The organism is Colwellia sp. MB02u-6 (genome assembly GCF_014077095.1).
Taxonomy (GTDB): Bacteria; Pseudomonadota; Gammaproteobacteria; order Enterobacterales; family Alteromonadaceae; genus Cognaticolwellia.
Map to the genome: position 1 here is coordinate 76,804 of NZ_JACGVG010000015.1, position 19,726 is coordinate 96,529.

The window sequence follows — 19,726 nt, forward strand, 5'->3', positions numbered from 1 at the left end:
ATTTTGCTGTAAGTTCTGCATTAGGTTTTGCTAGAACTGAGCATACCGAGGAAGACAAACGCGTATTTCACCATAAACTTGCGTTTGAACACACTCGATCAACGACTCTTTGATGAGTTCAAGAATGGCTAAAAATGTCACCACAACACCTTGCTTACCCTCTTTCACGGTAAATAAGTCGCTAAAATTTCTATAAGCTTGCTCATTTTTAGTCTGTGTAAGTGTTGCCAAAATATCTGCCATACGCTCTCTAGTCGATAATGACTCTTTATGAATATGATGGTGTTCATAAGCTTGGGTGCGCTTTATTACACCTTGCAGGGCTGTTACTAACTCGGCTAGATCCACTTGGCTATTGAGTATTTCAGGGACCAATTTTTCGGCTAATTCTACATTGGCAACAAAGTTATCGCGATCAACTCGCGGTAATGCATCAAGGTTTTCAGCCGCTTTTTTGATTACTTCATATGTTTGTAACTTTCTAACCAATTCAGCTCTTGGATCACCCTCGTCTTCTATCACGGCTTGTTTGGGTAATAATAAGCGTGATTTGATTTCGGCTAAAATCGCTGCCATAACTAAATATTCAGCAGCTAGTTCCAACTTAATATCTTTCATTAAATCGACATAAGCCATATATTGCGTGGTAATAGGGAAAATAGGTAAATCTAGAATATCGAATTTTTGTTTTCGAATTAAATACAGTAAAAGATCAAGCGGCCCTTCAAACAACTCTAGAATAACTTCTAAAGCGTCAGGCGGAATAAATAAATCTTGTGGTTTTTCAATAATGGCCTCACCGCGTAACAAGGCAAAGGGTAATACTTGCTGCAACATAACACCAGACGCTGGACTATTACCTTGCGTAATCTTATTAGATAATTTATCTGTACTATCGGACATCAGTAGCTTTCAACATTAAAGATTTTTGTTTCATAGATTAACCGGGAAAGGCTCATGCTCAAAAGATCATGGCTAATCGTTAATTATGCTAAGCCGCTTTATTGAAACGGTGTAGGATCGCCTTCACCAAACCGAATGATTTCAACTTCATCATTAGAAAAATCAATCACAGTGGTTGGCTTTTCGCCTAAATGCCCACCATTGATAATCAAGTCAACCTGGTGTTCTAAAATATCGCGGATATGCTCAGGGTCAAATTCTGCGGTTGCATCACCGGGCATGATCAAGGTGGTCGACATTATTGGCTCACCTAATTCAGCTAATAGTGCTTGGGCAATATTATTGTCAGGGACGCGAATACCTATAGTTTTACGTTTTGGATTTAATAAGCGTTTAGGAACTTCCTTAGAGCCTTTAAAAATAAAGGTATAAGGCCCTGGACTATTATTTTTCAGCAAACGAAAAACACTGTTTTCAACACGAGTATATTCGGATAATTCGGATAAGTCGCTGCACATTAAGGTGAAATTATGATCTTTATTAATATCTCTAATATTACAAATTCGCTCTAAGGCTTTTTTATCACCGATATGACAGCCTAAAGCGTAACCAGAGTCGGTTGGATAAACAATGACGCCACCTTGGCGAATAATAGCAGCCGCTTGTTTCATTAAACGACCTTGCGGGTTATCAGGGTGAACATAAAAAAACTGACTCATAATGAGCTCCAACTAAATAACAGGTTTGTCATGATAAGGTAGCGTTAAATTAAGTGATTAATTAAAATTAGCTATAGCGCTTAATTAAACTGACCTGTGACTAAAATTTCTCACGTACTTTAAAGGTGATTAACTACCAAGCACTAAAATAGACAATTAACTTATTGCTTGTGTTTGCCACAGTTGCCAAATAGGTTTGGCCTGCTCAGGCATCACTAAATTTCGCCCTAAGTCACTCCAGCGACTTGGTTGATGAAAGTCAGATCCCATCGAAGCATGTAAATCATATTCTGCACAATAGCTTAACATTATTTTACGCTGTTCGTTGTTCATTTGTGGTAAAACCACCTCTAAACCATCACCTTGTGCCGCTTTAAAATCAACAATTAAGCGCCGTAACCATTTAGCAGTTAAGTCGTAACGGATCGGATGCGCCATCACAGCAACACCACCAGCAGCATGAATAACTGTTACAGCTTCTTCGATACTACACCAATTTGGATTGACATAGGCCCGCTGACCTTTACCAATATATTTATCAAAGGCTGCTTGCATTTTACTAACAATACCGCGGTGCAAAAGTACTTTAGCAAAATGTGCTCGGGTGATAGAGCCTTCACCCGCTAATGCTTTAGCTTGGCTGTAAACGTCGTTAAAACCGCACTTTGTTAATTTTTCGCCCATCGAAATAGCGCGCGCTTCTCGACGTTCCTGTTGTGCTGAAATTAACGCCTGTAATGCCTCGTGGTCAGTATTAATATTTAAACCAACAATATGAATTTCAAAACCCTGCCATTGCGTCGATATTTCAATGCCATCAATCAAAGTTAATGGAATATTTTTGTCTATAATAGTTTGTTTTGCACTATCAAGACCTTTAACTGTATCGTGATCAGTGATGGCTAATACGTCAATTTGAAAGTTAACTGCCCGTTCTATTAGCTCTTTTGGCGTTAATGCGCCATCAGAGCAATTAGTATGGCTGTGCAGATCAACGCGCAAGTTTGAAAAATCTTTCTCATTTGTAGAATCAGTAGTTGACATCATTACGTGAATCGGTTCTTCTATAGGGACTTAAAACTGTTTAAAACAAGTGCAAGTCGCTAATTAGGCAAGTGAATGACAACGATTTTACTGAGATAAAACAGATAATGATACAAGTAAAAAAAACTATTTCTTTGATTTGGTGGTGGCATAACTCTAGATAACTGGGTTGTGATGTTTACTTGTACGTAAAAACTTCGAAAACCCGCACCTTATTGCGGGTTTTTTTTTAAAAAAATTTTGAATTAATTAACATGACAAGAGAATGACTATGTTGCGCATTAAAGCTAAACGTTGGTTCTTATGGTGGCTTCTGCCTATTTACGCTGGATGACTTTTTTTAAATAGATTATTTGTAGGAATACCCATGAGCAATACCCAAGAAAGTAACACCGAAAAAACAATCGAACAAAACGCCCAAAACAATACTGAAACAAATACTGAAACAAATACTAAAAAAATACCATTAAAAACTGCACACGACCATCAAGAGTCTGGTGCTGTAGTTACAATTACCGATACGTTAAGTTATCAAAATGATCCACTTGCGGTCTTTCACACACTTTGCGCTGACAAAGAAAACACCCTATTACTAGAGTCAGCAGAAGTTGATAAAAAGCATCAACTGAAAAGTTTACTGCTAACCGATACCGCAGTTAAAATTGTTTGTCATGGTCATATAGTCAGCTTTACTGCCTTAAGTAAAAACGGCGAAAATGCTCTTACCTTTGCCAAGCAAGCCTTAGCATCAGTCGCGTCGATTACCGGTGACAACCAGGCTTTCACCGCAAGCTTTGCACAAGTAACTGAACAACTCGATGAACGTTCACGCCTATTGGCTGTTAACCCATTTCAAAGTTTGCGCTTGTTTAATCAGCTGAAAAATATCAACAAACACCCGTTCGCCGTATTTCTTGGTGGCGCCTTTGCATTCGATATGATGGCCATAAGTGAATCGTTGCCCAAAGTTGAGGATAGCGAAAACTCCTGTCCTGACTTTGTTTATTACCTTGCAGAAACTCTGATTATTATTGATCATGAAAAACGCTCAAGTGAAGTAATTACTAACCAATTTACCGGCACAGGTTATGAAACAGCCAAAACAGCCGCATTAGCTAGAATCAAACAAATAAAAGCCACTTTATGTACTGATATAACAGCGACATTTGAGCTTAAAGCTCCAGACATTAATTCAACAGTCAGTGCAAGTCAGGATAATACACTAAAATGTGACATCGACGATGACGCTTTTTGCCAAATAGTGAATGACTTAAAAGAGAACATTTTAGCCGGTGATATTTTTCAGGTGGTTCCCTCTCGCACCTTTAGCCTGACTTGCTCAAATAACCTTAATGCTTATAAAGCCTTAAAACAGAGTAATCCAAGTCCTTACATGTTTTATTTGCAAGACAGTGAATTTTGTATTTTTGGTGCTTCTCCAGAGTCAGCACTTAAATATCAACAAAGTAACAGACAAGTAGAAATTTATCCTATTGCCGGTACCCGACCACGGGGGTTTAATCCTGATGGCAGCTTATCACCTGACTTGGATAGCCGTATCGAATTAGACTTGCGATTAGACAAAAAAGAGTTAGCCGAGCACATTATGTTGGTTGATTTAGCCCGCAATGATATTGCACGCGTTAGCCAACCTGGCACTCGTCACGTAGCTGAATTATTAAAGGTTGATCGGTATTCCCATGTTATGCACTTAGTTTCTCGTGTCTGCGGTACATTAGAAGATGAATTAGATGCGCTGCACGCTTATCAAGCTTGTATGAATATGGGCACCTTGTCAGGCGCACCAAAAGTAAAAGCAACCTCATTAATACGTGAAGTTGAAGGCAAGCGCCGTGGTAGTTATGGCGGAGCCGTGGGTTATTTAACGGGTGAAGGTGATATGGATACCTGCATTGTTATTCGCTCAGCATTTGTGAAAAATAAGCGTGCACAAATTCAAGCCGGTGCCGGCGTAGTTTTTGATTCTGATCCGCAATCAGAAACCAACGAAACCCGACAAAAAGCGCAAGCGGTGATCAGTGCAATTAAGGAAGCAGAAGGTAAAGTCTTGATAATTTCTCATCAAAAAAGGCCTAAAACGATAGTGAATAGCGAAGCATTACAGCCGGAGGTTAAATCATGAAATCATCTGACGTTTTATCCAGCTCTTTACCAGAGTCTCTGTGCGACTCTCTGCCAGAGATAGTCATGCTAGATAATCTTGACTCATTCACCTATAACCTAGTGGATGAATTTCGCTGTTTGGGCTATCAACACACCATCTATCGCAATACCTTAAGTGCTGACTTTATTTTTAAAAAGCTGCAAGAGAAGCAGCAAAGCAACAGCGCAGGTGTTATTCTTGTACTATCACCTGGGCCAGGCGATCCAACACATGCCGGTTGTTTAATGGCGTTACTAAAACTTTGCGCGGGAACATTCCCTATATTAGGTATTTGCTTGGGACATCAGGCATTAATTCAACATTATGGCGGCGTTATAACGCGTGCACCTGAAGTAGTCCATGGTAAATCATCAAACATCATCCACAACCAATTAGGCGCTTTCAACAATATTGCTAGCCCTTTACCTGTGGCGCGTTACCATTCGCTGGTTGCTAGTGTTATGCCTAAAAAATTAACCATGACCGCACAGGTGAGTTTACTGTACAACAATGAAGAAATTATTTTACCTATGGCCATTGAAAATAGCACTGATGCCGCCATTGGCTTTCAGTTTCATCCTGAATCGATACTCACCACATTTGGCACCAACTTATTAGCGCAAAGCCTACGTCATTTATCAGCTTTAGCGAATAAAAGCCTTTATAAAGCACAGGGGAATACTCATGACAACCACTGAACTTAGTAGCACAGCTTTACAAAATTCTCAGGCAGTAAGTAACGATGACATGACTCATAGTGCACTTAATACCTTAATCGACGGTCATTCATTAACGCAACAGCAAAGCCAAAATGTATTTGAACAAGTGATCAACGGCCATGTTGCCCCTGAACGATTAGCCGCGATACTGACTGCATTAAAAATAAAAGGTGAAACACCAGCTGAAATTGCTGGCGCGGCTATTGCTATTCGCATAAATGCTACCGTTTTTCCAAGCCAAACCAACAGCGTTGCTGATTGTGTGGGTACTGGTGGTGACGGTGCCAATACCATTAACATCTCCACCACAGCAGCTATTTTAGCAGCGGCTTGTGGTTTGAAAATGGCCAAACATGGTAATCGAAGTGTTTCGAGTATGTCGGGCTCTGCTGATTTACTCGAAGCTTTGGGCGTTAATTTAACCATGTCACCTGAAGTGGCTAGTCAATGTTTGGCACAAGCCAATATCTGCTTTTTATATGCGCCGGCTTACCATAGTGGCTTTAAACATGCTGCTCCTGTTCGTAAAGCCATGGCGATTAGAACACTGTTTAATATTTTAGGCCCATTAGTCAACCCTGCAAAACCAGATATTATGTTACTCGGTGTTTATATCCCTGAGCTAATTAACCCGATAGCTCAAGCCTTATTACTCACAGGTGTTAAGCGCGCATGGGTAGTTCACGGTAGCGGCTTAGATGAAATAGCTTTACACGGAAAAACAAAGGTTACTGAGATCAATCATGGTGAGTTAGTTGAAAAAGAAATATCACCTACAGATTTTGGTCTGAAAAATTATACCTTAGCTGATATTAGAGGTGGAACACCACAAGAAAACGCCGATATTATTCAAGCCATATTGGCTGGTAAAGGCCTAGAAGCACACAAGAGTGCAGTAGTAATTAACTGCGCCGCGCTACTTTATTTGCATCGTGAGCAATTAAATGGCCAAGCAGATACCTTATTATTAGCGGCGCAACATGCTGCCCAAGTGCTGGCCTCTGGTGCCGCAACCAAAACCTTAGCAGACTTAGTTCGACTATCAAATTCCGGAGCAGCATAATGAGTAATATTCTTGAGCAAATCGTCGCTAATCGACGTATTGAGATAGCACAATTAAAAAAAGATCTGCCTTTAGCCAGCTTTATTGATGGCTTAACGCCATCAAAAAAAGACATGTATCAGGCATTAACACGCACAGCAGAGAAACCGCAGGCAGGCTTTATTTTAGAATGTAAAAAAGCTTCTCCATCAAAAGGTATAATTAGAGCAGATTTTAATGCTGGGGAAATTGGCGTTATTTATGATAAATATGCCGCCGCCATTTCAGTACTGACCGAACATAAATATTTTCAAGGCGACTTTAGTTATCTCAAAACAGTCAGTGACTTGGTAAGCTGCCCAGTACTGAATAAGGATTTTTTCTTCGACACCTACCAAGTTTATTTGGCAAGACACTATGGTGCTGACGCCGTATTATTGATGTTAAGTGTACTAAATGATGAAGAATATAATGAACTAGCAGCGGTTGCTCGGTCATTGAATTTGGCTATTTTAACAGAAGTGTCAGATGAAGAAGAATGTCAACGCGCCATTACCTTAAACGCAAAACTTATTGGTATTAATAATCGTAATTTACGTGATCTTTCTACCGATATTTCACGTACCTTTGACTTAGCACCTACATTACCGGATGATCGTATCGTTATTTCTGAGTCGGGCATTTATCACAACGCACAAGTAAGAGAACTTGCGCCTGCCGTTGATGGCTTTTTAGTCGGTAGTTCTGTCATGGCTCAAGACGATATTGACCTAGCTTGTCGACAATTAATATTTGGTCATAATAAAGTCTGTGGCTTAACCCGCCCAGATCATGCGAGTTTTGCTATTGATGCGGGCGCAGAATTTGGTGGCCTTATTTTTGCTGAAAAATCACCTCGATGTATCGATAAAGCTCAAGCAAAAGCCATTATTAACAAAAACCCAAGCATGAAGTATGTTGGTGTTTTTGTTAATCATCCACAGAAAAAAGTACTTGAATTAGCCCATGACTTACAGCTTAGTGCCGTTCAGTTACATGGCCAAGAAAATCAAGAATACATTGATAACTTGCGGGAAAACCTGGCCAGTAATTGTCAAATATTTAAAGCATTAGCTGTAGAGCAAACGGTGCCAACACTAGCAGAAAATGTTGACCATATTGTGCTAGACGGTAAAAGTGCCGGTAGTGGAGAAACTTTTAATTGGCAAGCGTTAACGAGTAGCGAACAAGACTTATCTTGTTGCTTTTTAGCTGGTGGATTAGCACTCGATAATATCACCCAAGCTTGTCAGCAACTGACCAATCAAGAATTATTTGGCTTAGATATCAACTCAGGTGTTGAATCAAGCCCAGGCATTAAATGTCGCGATAAACTTCAACAAATTTTCGCCAAAATACGGAATTATTAACATGTTAAAAGCAACAACTGAAAATCAGATTAAAAAAACCTTACCCGCCTACTTTGGTGAGTTTGGTGGTATGTTTGTCGGTGAATTACTAGTACCCGCTTTAGAGCAACTTGAGCAAGCATTTATTGAATCACAAACTGATGAAGCTTTTTTACAAGAGTTCAATAAACTACTGACAAGTTATGCCGGCCGCCCAACACCACTGAGCTTGTGTCGTAATATTGTTAAAAACCCATTAGTTAAAATGTACTTAAAACGTGAAGATTTACTCCATGGTGGTGCCCATAAAACTAATCAAGTTTTAGGACAAGCTTTATTAGCAAAACGCATGGGGAAAACTGAAATAATCGCTGAAACAGGCGCTGGACAACATGGTGTTGCTACCGCCATAGCTTGCTCATTATTAGGCTTGAAATGTAGAGTTTACATGGGCGCTGTAGATTGTCAGCGTCAACAACCCAATGTATTTCGCATGCAATTAATGGGTGCTGAAGTTATACCCGTAACAGCGGGCAGCGGCACACTTAAAGATGCAGTGAATGAAGCCTTACGCGACTGGTCAGCTAATTATGAAAATGCGCACTACTTATTAGGTACTGCTGCGGGTCCTCATCCGTTCCCAACCATTGTGCGTGAGTTTCAAAAAATGATTGGTGAAGAGGCTAAGCAGCAATTACTAGCTGAAGAAGGTCGATTACCCGATTACGTTATTGCATGTGTTGGCGGTGGCTCAAATGCTATTGGTATGTTTCAAGACTTCATCGGTGATGAAGGTGTAAAACTTATTGGCGTTGAAGCTGGCGGCAAGGGTACTGATACTTCGCTCCATGGTGCAACCTTGGTGGCTGGCACTAAAGGTATGTTACATGGTAACTATACCTATATTATGCAAGACAAAGTTGGGCAAATTGAAGAGTCTTACTCTGTATCAGCTGGCCTTGACTACCCTGCTGTTGGTCCACAACATGCACAATTGAAAGATTCTGGTCGTGCACAATATGTTGCCATAAACGATGATGAAGCGTTAGAAGCATTTCAATTACTCGCACGTAGTGAAGGTATCATTCCCGCATTAGAGCCTTCTCATGCCTTAGCCTACGCCTTAAAGTTAGCCGAGCAAGCGACCGAAGAAACCATCATTTTGCTTAACTTATCAGGTCGAGGTGATAAAGATTTAGCTCATGTAAACGCGATTATATCGCCAGAGACTGCTGAAAAAAGTACGGTAAAACATCGAGGAGAAGCATAATGAAGCAAGCAACTGAAATTGGCAGTCGTTATGACCAAACCTTTGCAAAATTAGCCAAAAAAAATGAAGGGGCTTTTATCCCTTTTGTTATCATCGGCGACCCCAATGCTGAGCAATCTTTTGCTGTAATTAAAACACTGATTGATGCTGGCGCTGATGCTTTAGAACTGGGTATGCCGTTTTCGGATCCCAGCGCTGACGGTATTGTCATTCAGATGGCAGCACTACGGTCATTAAAAGCCAATACTAACACTGATGTTTGTTTAGATGTTTTAGCCAAAGTTCGCGCCTATGCACCTGACATACCTATTGGCTTGTTACTTTATGGCAACTTAGTCTTTGCCCGCGGCATCAACAATTTTTATCGTGATGTAGCCTCGGCAGGTGTTGATTCAGTCCTTATCGCTGATTTACCGATACGTGAAAGTGAGGCATTTAGACAAGCGGCCATAGCAAATGGTGTTGCCCCTATTTTTATCGCGCCACCTAATGCTAGCGAAGCAACCTTAGAAAAAGTGGCACAATATGGCGCTGGTTATACTTATGTTTTGAGTCGAGTGGGTGTTACAGGCACAGAAACTGAGGCAGAAATGACCGGTCATAAACTTATTCATATCTTGGAGAAATACCAAGCTGCACCAGCCGTTATGGGCTTTGGTATATCGAAACCTGAACAAGTAAAAGCTGCTTTAGCAACAGGTGCAAAAGGCGCTATTAGTGGCTCTGCCGTTGTTAAAATCATTGAAAAAAATATTGATGATAACGATAATATGCTTAAAGAATTAACGCAATTTATTAGTGCAATGAAACTGGCTACTAAGCTGTAAGTTAAAAGTTAAAAGTTAAAAGTTCAAAATAACGATTAATTTTAAACAAAGCTCATAAGGATTGCCTTATGAGCTTTTTTATTCTTTATTACTTAATTTGCTAACATGGTGGATAACTATTTATTAAGCTCCATGTCAGTTGAAATTAAACGTGTTCAACACATAACCAAATAAAAAATATCCGCGGCAGATCTGAGTTAACCCATGAGGTTAGCCACCGGCTAAACAGTTGACAGACTAAAGTCTGACCTACAAAAAAGTTTCCAAACGCTAAGCGATCACCTGTAAGGTTTATATTGGCATTTGTAGGGTGGACTTTAGTCCATCAAGTTAAATGCAATTTCACCGCGCTCCTAACAAATGCCGATAGACAAAAATACCCGTTACGGATTTGAGCTACCCCATCAGATTAACCGCTGGCTAAACAGTTGACAGACTAAAGTCCGACCTAAAAAAATCACCAAACGCTAAGCGTTCACCCATAAGTTTTATGTAGGCCTTTGTAGGTTCGATTTTAATCCATCAAGTTAAATGCAATTTAACCGTGCTCGGCACAAATACTGATAAAAAAACACCCATTGCAAATTAAAGTTAATCCATCAGATTAACCACTGGTTAAACAGTTGACGGACTAAAGTCCAACTTACAAAACAATCACCCTTTAAAAGTATACTTTATAACCTAACAATCCTATTGTGGGGCAGAGCCATTTATTAATAGCTAACCACTAGTCAGAAATTTTTGCCCAAGTATCACGTAAACCTACCGTACGGTTAAATACTAACTTACCTTTTTCTGCATCCTGTGCTGATATTTTATTGTCTAAACAGAAGTAACCTTGGCGTTCAAACTGAAATGCTTGCTCAGGCTTCGCTGTTGCCAAATGTGGCTCTACTTTTGCGTTAGTGATAATGGTCAAGGAATCAGGGTTCATTACACTATGAAAGTCTTCTACTGCACCTGGATTTGGTACAGAAAATAAACGCTCATATAAACGAATTTCTGCATCAAGACTTTGCGCTGCCGCAACCCAATGAATAACACCTTTAGGCTTAGTGCCATCAGTGGGGTTTTTGCCTAAAGTCTCGGTGTCATATTGGCAATAAACTGTCGTTACCTTACCGTCTTCATCTTTATCGCAACGGGTGGCAGTTACTACATAAGCACCACGTAAACGTACCGCTTTGTCTAACACTAAACGTTTATATTTTTTATTAGCTTCTTCACGAAAATCTTCCGCTTCAATGAAAAGCTCTTTAGCAAATGGCACAATACGTGAACCAAAACTCTCATCGCTAGGATGGTTTTTAACCTTTAGGTTTTCAACTGTATCTGCAGGATAGTTTTCAATAACTAACTTAATAGGATCAAGCACTGCCATAGCACGTGGGGCATTGTCATTTAAGTCTTCACGAATACAAGCTTCTAAAACGCTCATTTCAACTGTATTATCCATTTTCGTTACGCCGATGCGCTTTGCAAATTCACGTAACGAGCCAGGCGTAAAACCTTTACGACGAAAACCTGCGATGGTCGGCATACGAGGATCATCCCAACCACTGACTAACTTCTCTTCCACAAGATTGTTCAGCTTACGTTTACTCATCACAGTATATTCGAGATTTAAACGTGAAAACTCATATTGACGCGGGGTAGTTTCAATTGAAATATTGTCAATAACCCAATCATACAAACGACGATTGTCTTGAAATTCTAGCGTACATATTGAATGCGTAATACCTTCAATAGCGTCTGAAATACAATGAGTAAAATCATACATTGGATAAATGCACCACTTATCGCCGGTTTGATGGTGATGAGCAAACTTAACTCGATAAATAATGGGATCACGCATACACATGAAGCTTGACGCCATGTCGATTTTAGCGCGCAGCGCACACTGTCCTTCTTTGAAATCACCTGCTTTCATTTTTTCAAATAAAGCCAAATTCTCTTCAACTGAAGTTTCACGATAAGGGCTGTTTTTTCCTGCTTGCTTTAACGTGCCACGATATTCACGTGTTTCTTCAGCATTTAAAAAACAAACGTAGGCTAAACCTTTTTCGATAAGCTCGACAGCATAACCATATAAACGATCAAAATAATCTGAAGAATAATGAATATCACCCGCCCATTCAAAACCTAACCATTTAACGTCTGCTTGAATAGAATTTACATAATCAATATCTTCTTTTTCAGGATTAGTGTCATCAAAACGCAAGTTACATAAACCCTGGTAATCTTGAGCAATACCAAAGTTTAAACAAATTGATTTCGCATGACCTATGTGTAAATAACCATTTGGCTCAGGTGGAAAACGAGTTTGTACTTGGCTATGCTTGCCACTAGCAAGATCGGCATCAATAATTTGACGAATAAAATTTGTTGGACGGTTTTCTACTTCCGACATCCACAGAACCCCTAAAAGATTAAAGTTTAAATAATATAATTAAAGATATTATATCAATAGAATTAACCAGAGCCCACCTAAAGAATATATATTCTGCGATGAAAGGGAAATATAATCGAACTTGTCCACTTAAAGGATGGTTTTCACACTAGCTTCCACTTAGTTAACACCAATACTTATACCCGGCTTAATATCATCAAAAGTGTAATACCTAGGCAAAATACATTCACATCCGATCAGTATATTGCTATGTTATTTATAATTTTCCTTTATCGTTAACCATATTAATGTCTGAATGCTCATCTTTTGAAACAATACTTTTATCTAACAGTTTACTGCTGAAAAATACTCAACAATGGCAACAAAAATCTAACAGCGCAATGACAGTAAATGGTTATTATCGCGCAGGTGTTAAAGACGCTAAACGTATTCACTTGTTACACGGCACTGGCTTTTCAGCCATGACCTTAGCCGCCATGGCATCACAATTACCCAAAGATTGGTCAATTTGGTTAACCGATGTACCAGGTCATGGCTATTCAACACAGCCAACAACGCAAATGCCCAACTGGCAAAAAATGGCCAATACCATCGCTGATGCGATTTATCTTCAGGCCAATGTTAAAGAAAATGGTCCTTTGGTGGGTATTGGACATTCAATGGGCGGTGTTATAACGCTACTAGCCGCAATTAAATATCCAGATTTGTTCAGCGAAATTATTTTACTCGATCCCGTTTTATTTCAAACTGAAATCATTATTGCGCAGCAACTCATGCGGGCAACTGGCGCATGGCGGAGAAGCTCATTAGTCAGATCGGTCGCTAATCGCACAGCGATATGGCCAAGCTTGGCTAATATGAAAGAAAATATTGCTGGCAAATCTTTTTATAAAGCTTGGCATCCACAAGTAATAAGCGATTATTGCGAGTTTTCCACTCATGTTAGTCATCAACATTCAGTGACGCTCAGTTGTCAGCCAAGTTGGGAAGCTTCAATTTTTGGCTCTTATCCAAAGGGACTCTGGCGAGCGGTATACAATATAAAGATACCCGTAGAGATATTAATGGCCAATAAAAGTTATTTCTTTATTCCAAAAGCAGTGAAAAGAGCAGCAAAAATCAATAAAAATATTCAATGGCAAAAATTTGGCCGACATCACTGTTTTCCTATGGAGCAGCCCTTGGAAACAGCAAAAGCCATTACTGATTTAATAATTTCAAAGCACGGGTAGTTTACTTAGTATATATACACGAATGTTCAAATGAAGAAAGACTAAAGGGGCTACATCAGCGATGTAAGTCGATACCAAGCATAATCATAGAATTTCTCCCTGAGTTCAACGGTAAAGGCCAAAGTATACATATGATGAGTCGTGAGCCTAGCGGTAATCGCATCGAGTTTACCTATACCCCAGCAAAATAAAAGTAACACCAACAGACTATTAAAATTTTTTTAAATAAAAAAACGCAGATCATCTGCGCTTTTTAAAGAGGTTATTCGTTGCTCAATGCTAAATAAGGTTGCCTAAAACTGAGCAACAACCTGTTCAACAACCATTTTAATGGCTTTACTTGGGTTGTCTTGTTCAGACGACTTAATACGCTTGACTGCCCATCCGTGCCATACCGGTTGGTGACTTTTGACATCATATACATCTATTGCCAATTTTCCTTCAGTAATATTTCGCACGCGCGTATCAGTACCCATGCCGCCGTAAAAACGACTACCCCACATAAAGTTGGTACGATACATCACAGGTAAAGTATCAACTTTTACTTTATCTCGACTACCCATGGTATATGAAATGGTGAAATCAGCCTGCTCTGCATCATTAACTAACTGATAGCCTTTAGCGATGAAAGCTTGTTCAATGGCATTATCAATTCTTACTTTCATCACCGGGTTAGCGTCAACAGACTCCGCTAAAATCTTGCTCTCGTTCAGCCAGGCAAATGTTTTATAATCAGCGGTAGTAATATCACTATTGCGATCAAAGTCAACTCTAGCTTGCTGGTTTGATACACAGCCAGCCATTGCACCAACAAGTGCTAACATTATGATTAGTTTATTTTTTAACATAAATCCTTCCAAGTAACTTTGATGTATTTAAAACTTAAGATAACAGCCTATCATAAAAATGTTAGTCCGCTACTGAAAAATGTAATGACATTACACTACATACATAATAATAAATAACGACTAATAACAGATCATTTACTAATAAAATTATTAATTTAACAATAAAGTATAGATAAAAATAATAGCATTTTAATAACTCAACCTAACTATTAATACCAGTTTCATTAATTAGTGGCTCTACTTCATATTCAGGAAACACAGCCAAACATAAGGCATTTATTTAACAACTATTTGTTCTAATTATTAAATAAATAACGCGCTAGTAGGTTATTTAAACGAGGAGAAATAATCAAAAATTAGTGAGATTGGTATAAGTAACCTTGAACTATTAAGCAACAAAAACCATAATTGCATGGTCAGATTAACAACCAATTAATGACAAATTTTGTTTTTAATTGGTATAATTTATGATTAATAATCATAAATTATAAACTTTATATTGACACATCTAGACAAACCCCTTAAAACTGTAGTCACTATTTTTTACACAAACATTTTTTAATATGAATTTCGTTAATACGCTGCTATCTCTCCTCATTCTCGTCTTGGTCTCAAAACCAAGGTGTGGGCGATATTGTGTGTAAAAATAAAGTAAAAAAATAACAACAATAAGCCCTCGCTCTGAAAAGAACGGGGGTTTTTTTATCGCTATTTATTTCAATTGATATTATTCAGAACAAATTTTATTTATTAAAGGGATTACATATGACAAAAGAGCAATTCTCAGGTGCCGAACTTGTGGTGAAAACCCTAGCAGCACTTAAGGTAAAATATTTATTTGGCTATCCGGGAGGTACTGTCTTAGATATTTATGATGCACTCTTTCGACAAGATGATGTTGAGCACATTCTTGTTCGCCATGAACAGGCCGCTACTCACATGGCAGACGGTTTTGCCCGCGCTACTGGTGAAGTAGGCTTTGTGTTAGCGACATCAGGGCCAGGTGCTACTAATTGTATTACCGGCATTGCAACCGCGTATATGGACTCTATTCCTATGGTGGTGCTTTCAGGCCAAGTGCCTACCGGACTGATTGGAGACGACGCCTTTCAAGAAACCGATATTGTTGGTTGCTCTCGGCCAATAGTAAAGCATAGCTTTAACTGCCGTAGTGTTGTCGACATACCTAACACTATTGCAAAAGCATTTTATATTGCCAGTACCGGTCGACCTGGTCCTGTGGTTATCGAGCTACCTAAAGATATTTTAATGCCGCAATACACTGCAGAGTTTAAATTAAGCGCAGAAGTGAACATGCGATCGTACAATCCAAACGTGAAAGGCCATCACCGTCAAATTAAGAAAGCGGTAGAAGCTATAAGCCAAGCAAAACGTCTTGTGGTTTATGCTGGTGGCGGCGTAATCATAGCAAATGCCGCAGAATTGCTAACCGAATTAGTAGAGAAACTTAACGCACCTGTTACCAATACTTTAATGGGATTAGGCGCTATATCAGGTTTACATGAAAACTTTATTGGTATGTTAGGCATGCATGGTAGCTTAGAAGCTAATAGAGCTATGGCAAATGCTGATGTTATTCTCGCTTTAGGGGCAAGGTTTGATGACCGTGTTACTAACAATGTTAAGAAGTTTTGTCCAGATGCTACTATCGTGCATGTTGATATTGATCCCACCTCGATATCTAAAACTATTAATGCTCATATTCCTGTTGTTGGCTTACTTGATATTGTAATTAAACAGTTGCTTGTTGAACTGGAAGAAAAGCAATTTAGTGTTAACAAAGAAGAAAACAAAACATGGTGGCAACAAATTGCACAATGGCGAGCAGTTAAAAGTTTTAGCTACGAACAAACTGATGGTGTAATAAAACCACAGCGTGTTATTGAATCTATGTATAAAGCAACACAAGGTGATGCCTACGTATGTTCTGATGTTGGACAGCACCAAATGTTTGCCGCGCAATACTATCCGTATGCGAAGCCACGTCAGTGGATAAATTCAGGTGGTCTAGGCACTATGGGCTTTGGCTTACCTGCTGCAATGGGCGTAAAATTAGCCTTTCCTAATAGTCATGTTATCTGTATTACCGGAGACGGTTCAATACAGATGAACATACAAGAACTATCAACTTGTTTGCAATATAATTTATCTGTGGTCATTATTTCATTGAACAACCGCTCTTTAGGCATGGTCCGTCAATGGCAAGATATGGTCTATGGTGGACGTCATTCCTCTTCGTATATGGATTCTTTACCAGATTTTGTCAAATTGGCTGAGTCCTATGGTCATGTAGGTATGCAAATTAATAAGCTTGATGAATTAGACGAAAAAATTAAAGAGGCTTTTGCGATTAAAAACCGACTAGTTTTTGTCGATGTGCTGGTTGATGAAAATGAGCATGTCTATCCGATGCAAATACGTACTGGTGCTATTGATGAAATGTGGATCAAAAAAGGAGTGAAAGGTTAATGCGCAGAATCTTAGCAGTATTATTAGAGAACGAAGCAGGATCACTTTCACGTATTGTTGGGTTGTTTTCTCAACGAGCATTTAATATTGAAAGTTTAACCGTTGCCCCCACTGATGATGATAGCTTATCTCGTATCACTATTGTCACCAAAGGTAATGACAAAATACTTGAGCAAATAGTTAAACAAGTAAATAAACTTATCGATGTTATTAAAGTAACTGACTTAACCGAGCGAAGTTATGTCGAGCGTGAATTACTACTTATTAAAGTCTTGGCAATGAACGAAAAGTCACGCAGTGAAGTAAAACGTATAACTGATATCTTTAGAGGCTCTATTATTGATATTGGTAAGCAGGTTTACACTGTTCAACTGACGGGTAATGCAGAGAAAATCAATGCTTTTATCTCCACACTCGCCAACGAAACAGAAATCATAGAATCAGTTAGATCTGGCTGTGTCGGTATTGCTCGCGGTGAAAAAGCGTTAAGCGTGAAGTAAGAATATACTTTGCTATATAGACAATTCTGAGGGACTTTAAGTATTTAACTTGATGGACTAAAGTCAAATCTACATTGAACCTAAATAGGGCCTACAAATGATCATGTAATCTTGGACAATGGTTTTGTAGGCCGGACTTCAGTCTGTCAAAAGTTTAGCCGGCGCTGAATCTAATGAACCAGCAATAATATGCAACCATATATTGTTATTATTGCTCGGTATTTAGCCCAACCTGTAGTGAATTGGCATAGGTAACATATCACCTACATATGGTTGTCAGTGAACATTTAGCCTTCGGCAATTTTTTTTAATATTCATATCTAAAAAGCCCGGTAACAAAATCTATCACCGGGTTTTTAAAAAGCCTCCACTTATTTAATGCTTAAGCTTTCTCTTCCATGTCAATCTGCGAGCTAAACCGGCAAATATTAACAATAAAATACTACTCGAACCAAAACCGGCACCCTGACGTTCTACTTTCTCTTCAACAGCACTACAATCCTCAAGCTCTCCCGCGATTGGCTTCAAGGTGACTGCACGAACTACATCTTCAAGTAGTTGTTCGCCTTGCTCATCAAGCATTAATACACCCTTTGAATCACGGCGAGGAACTCTGATCAATGCGGTTGCTGAAACTTCATTGGCATCATTAATATCACGTGCTTCAATAATCGTATAATCACTGCCACAGGCTAAAAAGTCGTTAAGATCGGTAAAAGTTTCACTGGTAATATCATATAAAAAACCATGTGTTCTTCTCGGGGTGCTGGTGTTGTCGTTATGCGTTTCAACCTCACCTTCACCTACTATTTTACCACTTTCATTAATAGCGCGAGCTGTACTCGAACTACCGTTAAAAAAGTCTGTTGGTAAAATCATTTCCATCGTTTCAGCATTGGTATCAACATGATAGAACTTAGTTCTTTGGTTACCATTAATAAAAGCATTAACATGCCCTATTGCTATACCGGCATCGTTAATGCCATAAGTACGCGAATCAAAGTACTTGCCGTGATCCTCAGTAAAGTCCATAACTTCACCGCCTTTATATACTACCGCATATAAACTACGACGTTCTCTTGCACTGGGTTCAGTTACATTTTCATTTACCCAGCCATGAGCATAACCGACGGCTACACCTTGATTATTAATAGCTTGAGCATAGTTAACATATTCACGAACATCATCAACATGAGGAGTAACTAACTGTCCTAATATTTCTGAGCTAATGATACCTTGTTCATCAATAGACCATTTTATTGCTTCAGTATTATAAACCTCAGCAATAATCTGCTGTACACAGATCTTAAACGGTAAATCATCAAGTACGTCTGGATCAGCACAACCACCGGTTTCATCGTTAATAAAGTCAATGGCATTTTGATCAATACTCGTACTAGCATAACCAACCGCAAAGTGAGACTCACTAATATCTAATATGGCTGATTCACCACCAAAACGTTGATCTTCAGGTAAATCTATCTCACTAGGAGGAATGACTTCGATGATACTGGCACCACCGTCAGAGGAGAAAAAACCACGGGTGGTAAATGCACGTAACCAGTGTGTTACTTCTTCCGCATCACTTTTAGTAAAATCAAGCGGTAAGTAAGGCGCTGAGGCATTGCCGTATACCCAGCCTTCATTGGTAATGCCACTAATAAATTCTTTTGTCGAGCGGGTCAGAATATCTGTATTAGGAATATTTTCATCAAATACATTAAATAATTCTGTTTGACCATTAAAGTTAGTCATGGCAAAAACATCACCAATTTCTTGATAAAGGCTATTACCCGCTCTTGAACTTAAAAACCTTATAACCCATGAAAGATCATTAGCCGTTGGATTACCTGCGCGTAAAGCCACTTCATCTTCAATATTAACTAGGTCGTGCACACCTTCATGACTTCGCTCAGCTAAAAGAACGATAAAGTCATAGTCATCTTCATCAAGGTATTGAAACTGTACGGGAAAGTTATAGATGTCAGTGCCTGAAATAGCAGCTTCACCGTTATTATTTTCCTGTTGTGAATAAGTGTATTTTAATGAGGAAACATTACCTTTATCAATAACTTGGTAAGTTGCAGCATTAACCGCGGATAGTCCTAATGCACTAGTGATACCTAATGCTAAAATTGATTTTACAAATTTGTTCATGTAACTACTAAAC

Annotated in this window: 15 protein-coding genes; 9 read left to right on the forward strand and 6 right to left on the reverse strand. The window is 39.0% G+C overall.

The features are described from left to right. Positions 1-30: 30 nt before the first annotated feature. The 3 genes from H4J46_RS00570 to H4J46_RS00580 form a co-directional block, all read right to left on the reverse strand. Positions 31-903, reverse strand: a complete 873-nt coding sequence (locus H4J46_RS00570) for a ScpA family protein (protein ID WP_182231655.1) — start codon at positions 901-903, stop codon at positions 31-33. Positions 904-1,001: 98 nt separating this feature from the next. Next, positions 1,002-1,622 (reverse strand): L-threonylcarbamoyladenylate synthase, encoded by a 621-nt coding sequence (locus H4J46_RS00575; protein ID WP_182231656.1) that lies wholly within the window; start codon positions 1,620-1,622, stop codon positions 1,002-1,004. A 156-nt stretch (positions 1,623-1,778) separates the two neighbouring features. Continuing rightward, positions 1,779-2,669 carry an RNase RNM gene (locus tag H4J46_RS00580; RefSeq protein WP_182231657.1) on the reverse strand — a complete coding sequence of 297 codons (891 nt, stop codon included), beginning with the start codon at positions 2,667-2,669 and terminating at the stop codon, positions 1,779-1,781. Between the two features lie 364 nt (positions 2,670-3,033). Between H4J46_RS00580 and H4J46_RS00585 the strand changes: the two genes are divergently transcribed. Genes H4J46_RS00585 through trpA form a run of 6 tightly spaced genes read left to right on the forward strand, consistent with a single transcriptional unit; the run spans position 3,034 to position 10,076 of the window. Further along, positions 3,034-4,809 (forward strand): anthranilate synthase component 1, encoded by a 1,776-nt coding sequence (locus tag H4J46_RS00585; RefSeq protein WP_182231658.1) that lies wholly within the window; start codon positions 3,034-3,036, stop codon positions 4,807-4,809. Then, entirely contained in the window at positions 4,806-5,528 is a 723-nt protein-coding gene (locus H4J46_RS00590) for an aminodeoxychorismate/anthranilate synthase component II (RefSeq protein WP_182231659.1), read from the forward strand. The genes H4J46_RS00585 and H4J46_RS00590 overlap by 4 nt, the downstream gene beginning before the upstream one ends. Before the next feature lie 49 nt (positions 5,529-5,577). Beyond that, a complete protein-coding gene (trpD, locus tag H4J46_RS00595; RefSeq protein WP_182231706.1) occupies positions 5,578-6,612 on the forward strand; it encodes an anthranilate phosphoribosyltransferase in 1,035 nt (344 codons plus the stop codon). Next, positions 6,612-8,000, forward strand: a complete 1,389-nt coding sequence (gene trpCF, locus H4J46_RS00600) for a bifunctional indole-3-glycerol-phosphate synthase TrpC/phosphoribosylanthranilate isomerase TrpF (protein ID WP_182231660.1) — start codon at positions 6,612-6,614, stop codon at positions 7,998-8,000. The genes trpD and trpCF overlap by 1 nt, the downstream gene beginning before the upstream one ends. A 1-nt stretch (position 8,001) precedes the next feature. Continuing rightward, positions 8,002-9,249 carry a tryptophan synthase subunit beta gene (gene trpB / locus H4J46_RS00605; protein ID WP_182231661.1) on the forward strand — a complete coding sequence of 416 codons (1,248 nt, stop codon included), beginning with the start codon at positions 8,002-8,004 and terminating at the stop codon, positions 9,247-9,249. Continuing rightward, positions 9,249-10,076 (forward strand): tryptophan synthase subunit alpha, encoded by an 828-nt coding sequence (trpA, locus tag H4J46_RS00610; protein WP_182231662.1) that lies wholly within the window; start codon positions 9,249-9,251, stop codon positions 10,074-10,076. The genes trpB and trpA overlap by 1 nt, the downstream gene beginning before the upstream one ends. 727 nt (positions 10,077-10,803) lie before the next feature. On the opposite strand, the gene glnS is transcribed toward trpA, so the two are convergent. Next, on the reverse strand, positions 10,804-12,486 hold the full coding sequence (gene glnS, locus H4J46_RS00615; RefSeq protein WP_182231663.1) for a glutamine--tRNA ligase: 1,683 nt from the start codon (positions 12,484-12,486) through the stop codon (positions 10,804-10,806). Positions 12,487-12,773: 287 nt separating this feature from the next. Here glnS and H4J46_RS00620 point away from each other — a divergent pair, with 287 nt between their 5' ends. Next, positions 12,774-13,718 carry an alpha/beta fold hydrolase gene (locus H4J46_RS00620; protein WP_182231664.1) on the forward strand — a complete coding sequence of 315 codons (945 nt, stop codon included), beginning with the start codon at positions 12,774-12,776 and terminating at the stop codon, positions 13,716-13,718. A gap of 293 nt (positions 13,719-14,011) precedes the next feature. Here H4J46_RS00620 and H4J46_RS00625 read toward each other — a convergent pair whose 3' ends face one another. After that, on the reverse strand, positions 14,012-14,566 hold the full coding sequence (locus H4J46_RS00625) for a DUF4136 domain-containing protein (protein WP_182231665.1): 555 nt from the start codon (positions 14,564-14,566) through the stop codon (positions 14,012-14,014). Between the two features lie 765 nt (positions 14,567-15,331). Between H4J46_RS00625 and H4J46_RS00630 the strand changes: the two genes are divergently transcribed. Next, positions 15,332-17,056, forward strand: a complete 1,725-nt coding sequence (locus H4J46_RS00630) for an acetolactate synthase 3 large subunit (RefSeq protein WP_182231666.1) — start codon at positions 15,332-15,334, stop codon at positions 17,054-17,056. Then, positions 17,056-17,556: an acetolactate synthase small subunit gene (gene ilvN, locus H4J46_RS00635; protein ID WP_182231667.1), complete on the forward strand. Its 501-nt coding sequence runs from the start codon at positions 17,056-17,058 to the stop codon at positions 17,554-17,556. Before H4J46_RS00630 ends, ilvN begins: the two co-directional genes overlap by 1 nt. A 375-nt stretch (positions 17,557-17,931) precedes the next feature. Here ilvN and H4J46_RS00640 read toward each other — a convergent pair whose 3' ends face one another. Further along, positions 17,932-19,713 carry a DUF3466 family protein gene (locus H4J46_RS00640; protein WP_182231668.1) on the reverse strand — a complete coding sequence of 594 codons (1,782 nt, stop codon included), beginning with the start codon at positions 19,711-19,713 and terminating at the stop codon, positions 17,932-17,934. Positions 19,714-19,726: the final 13 nt, after the last annotated feature.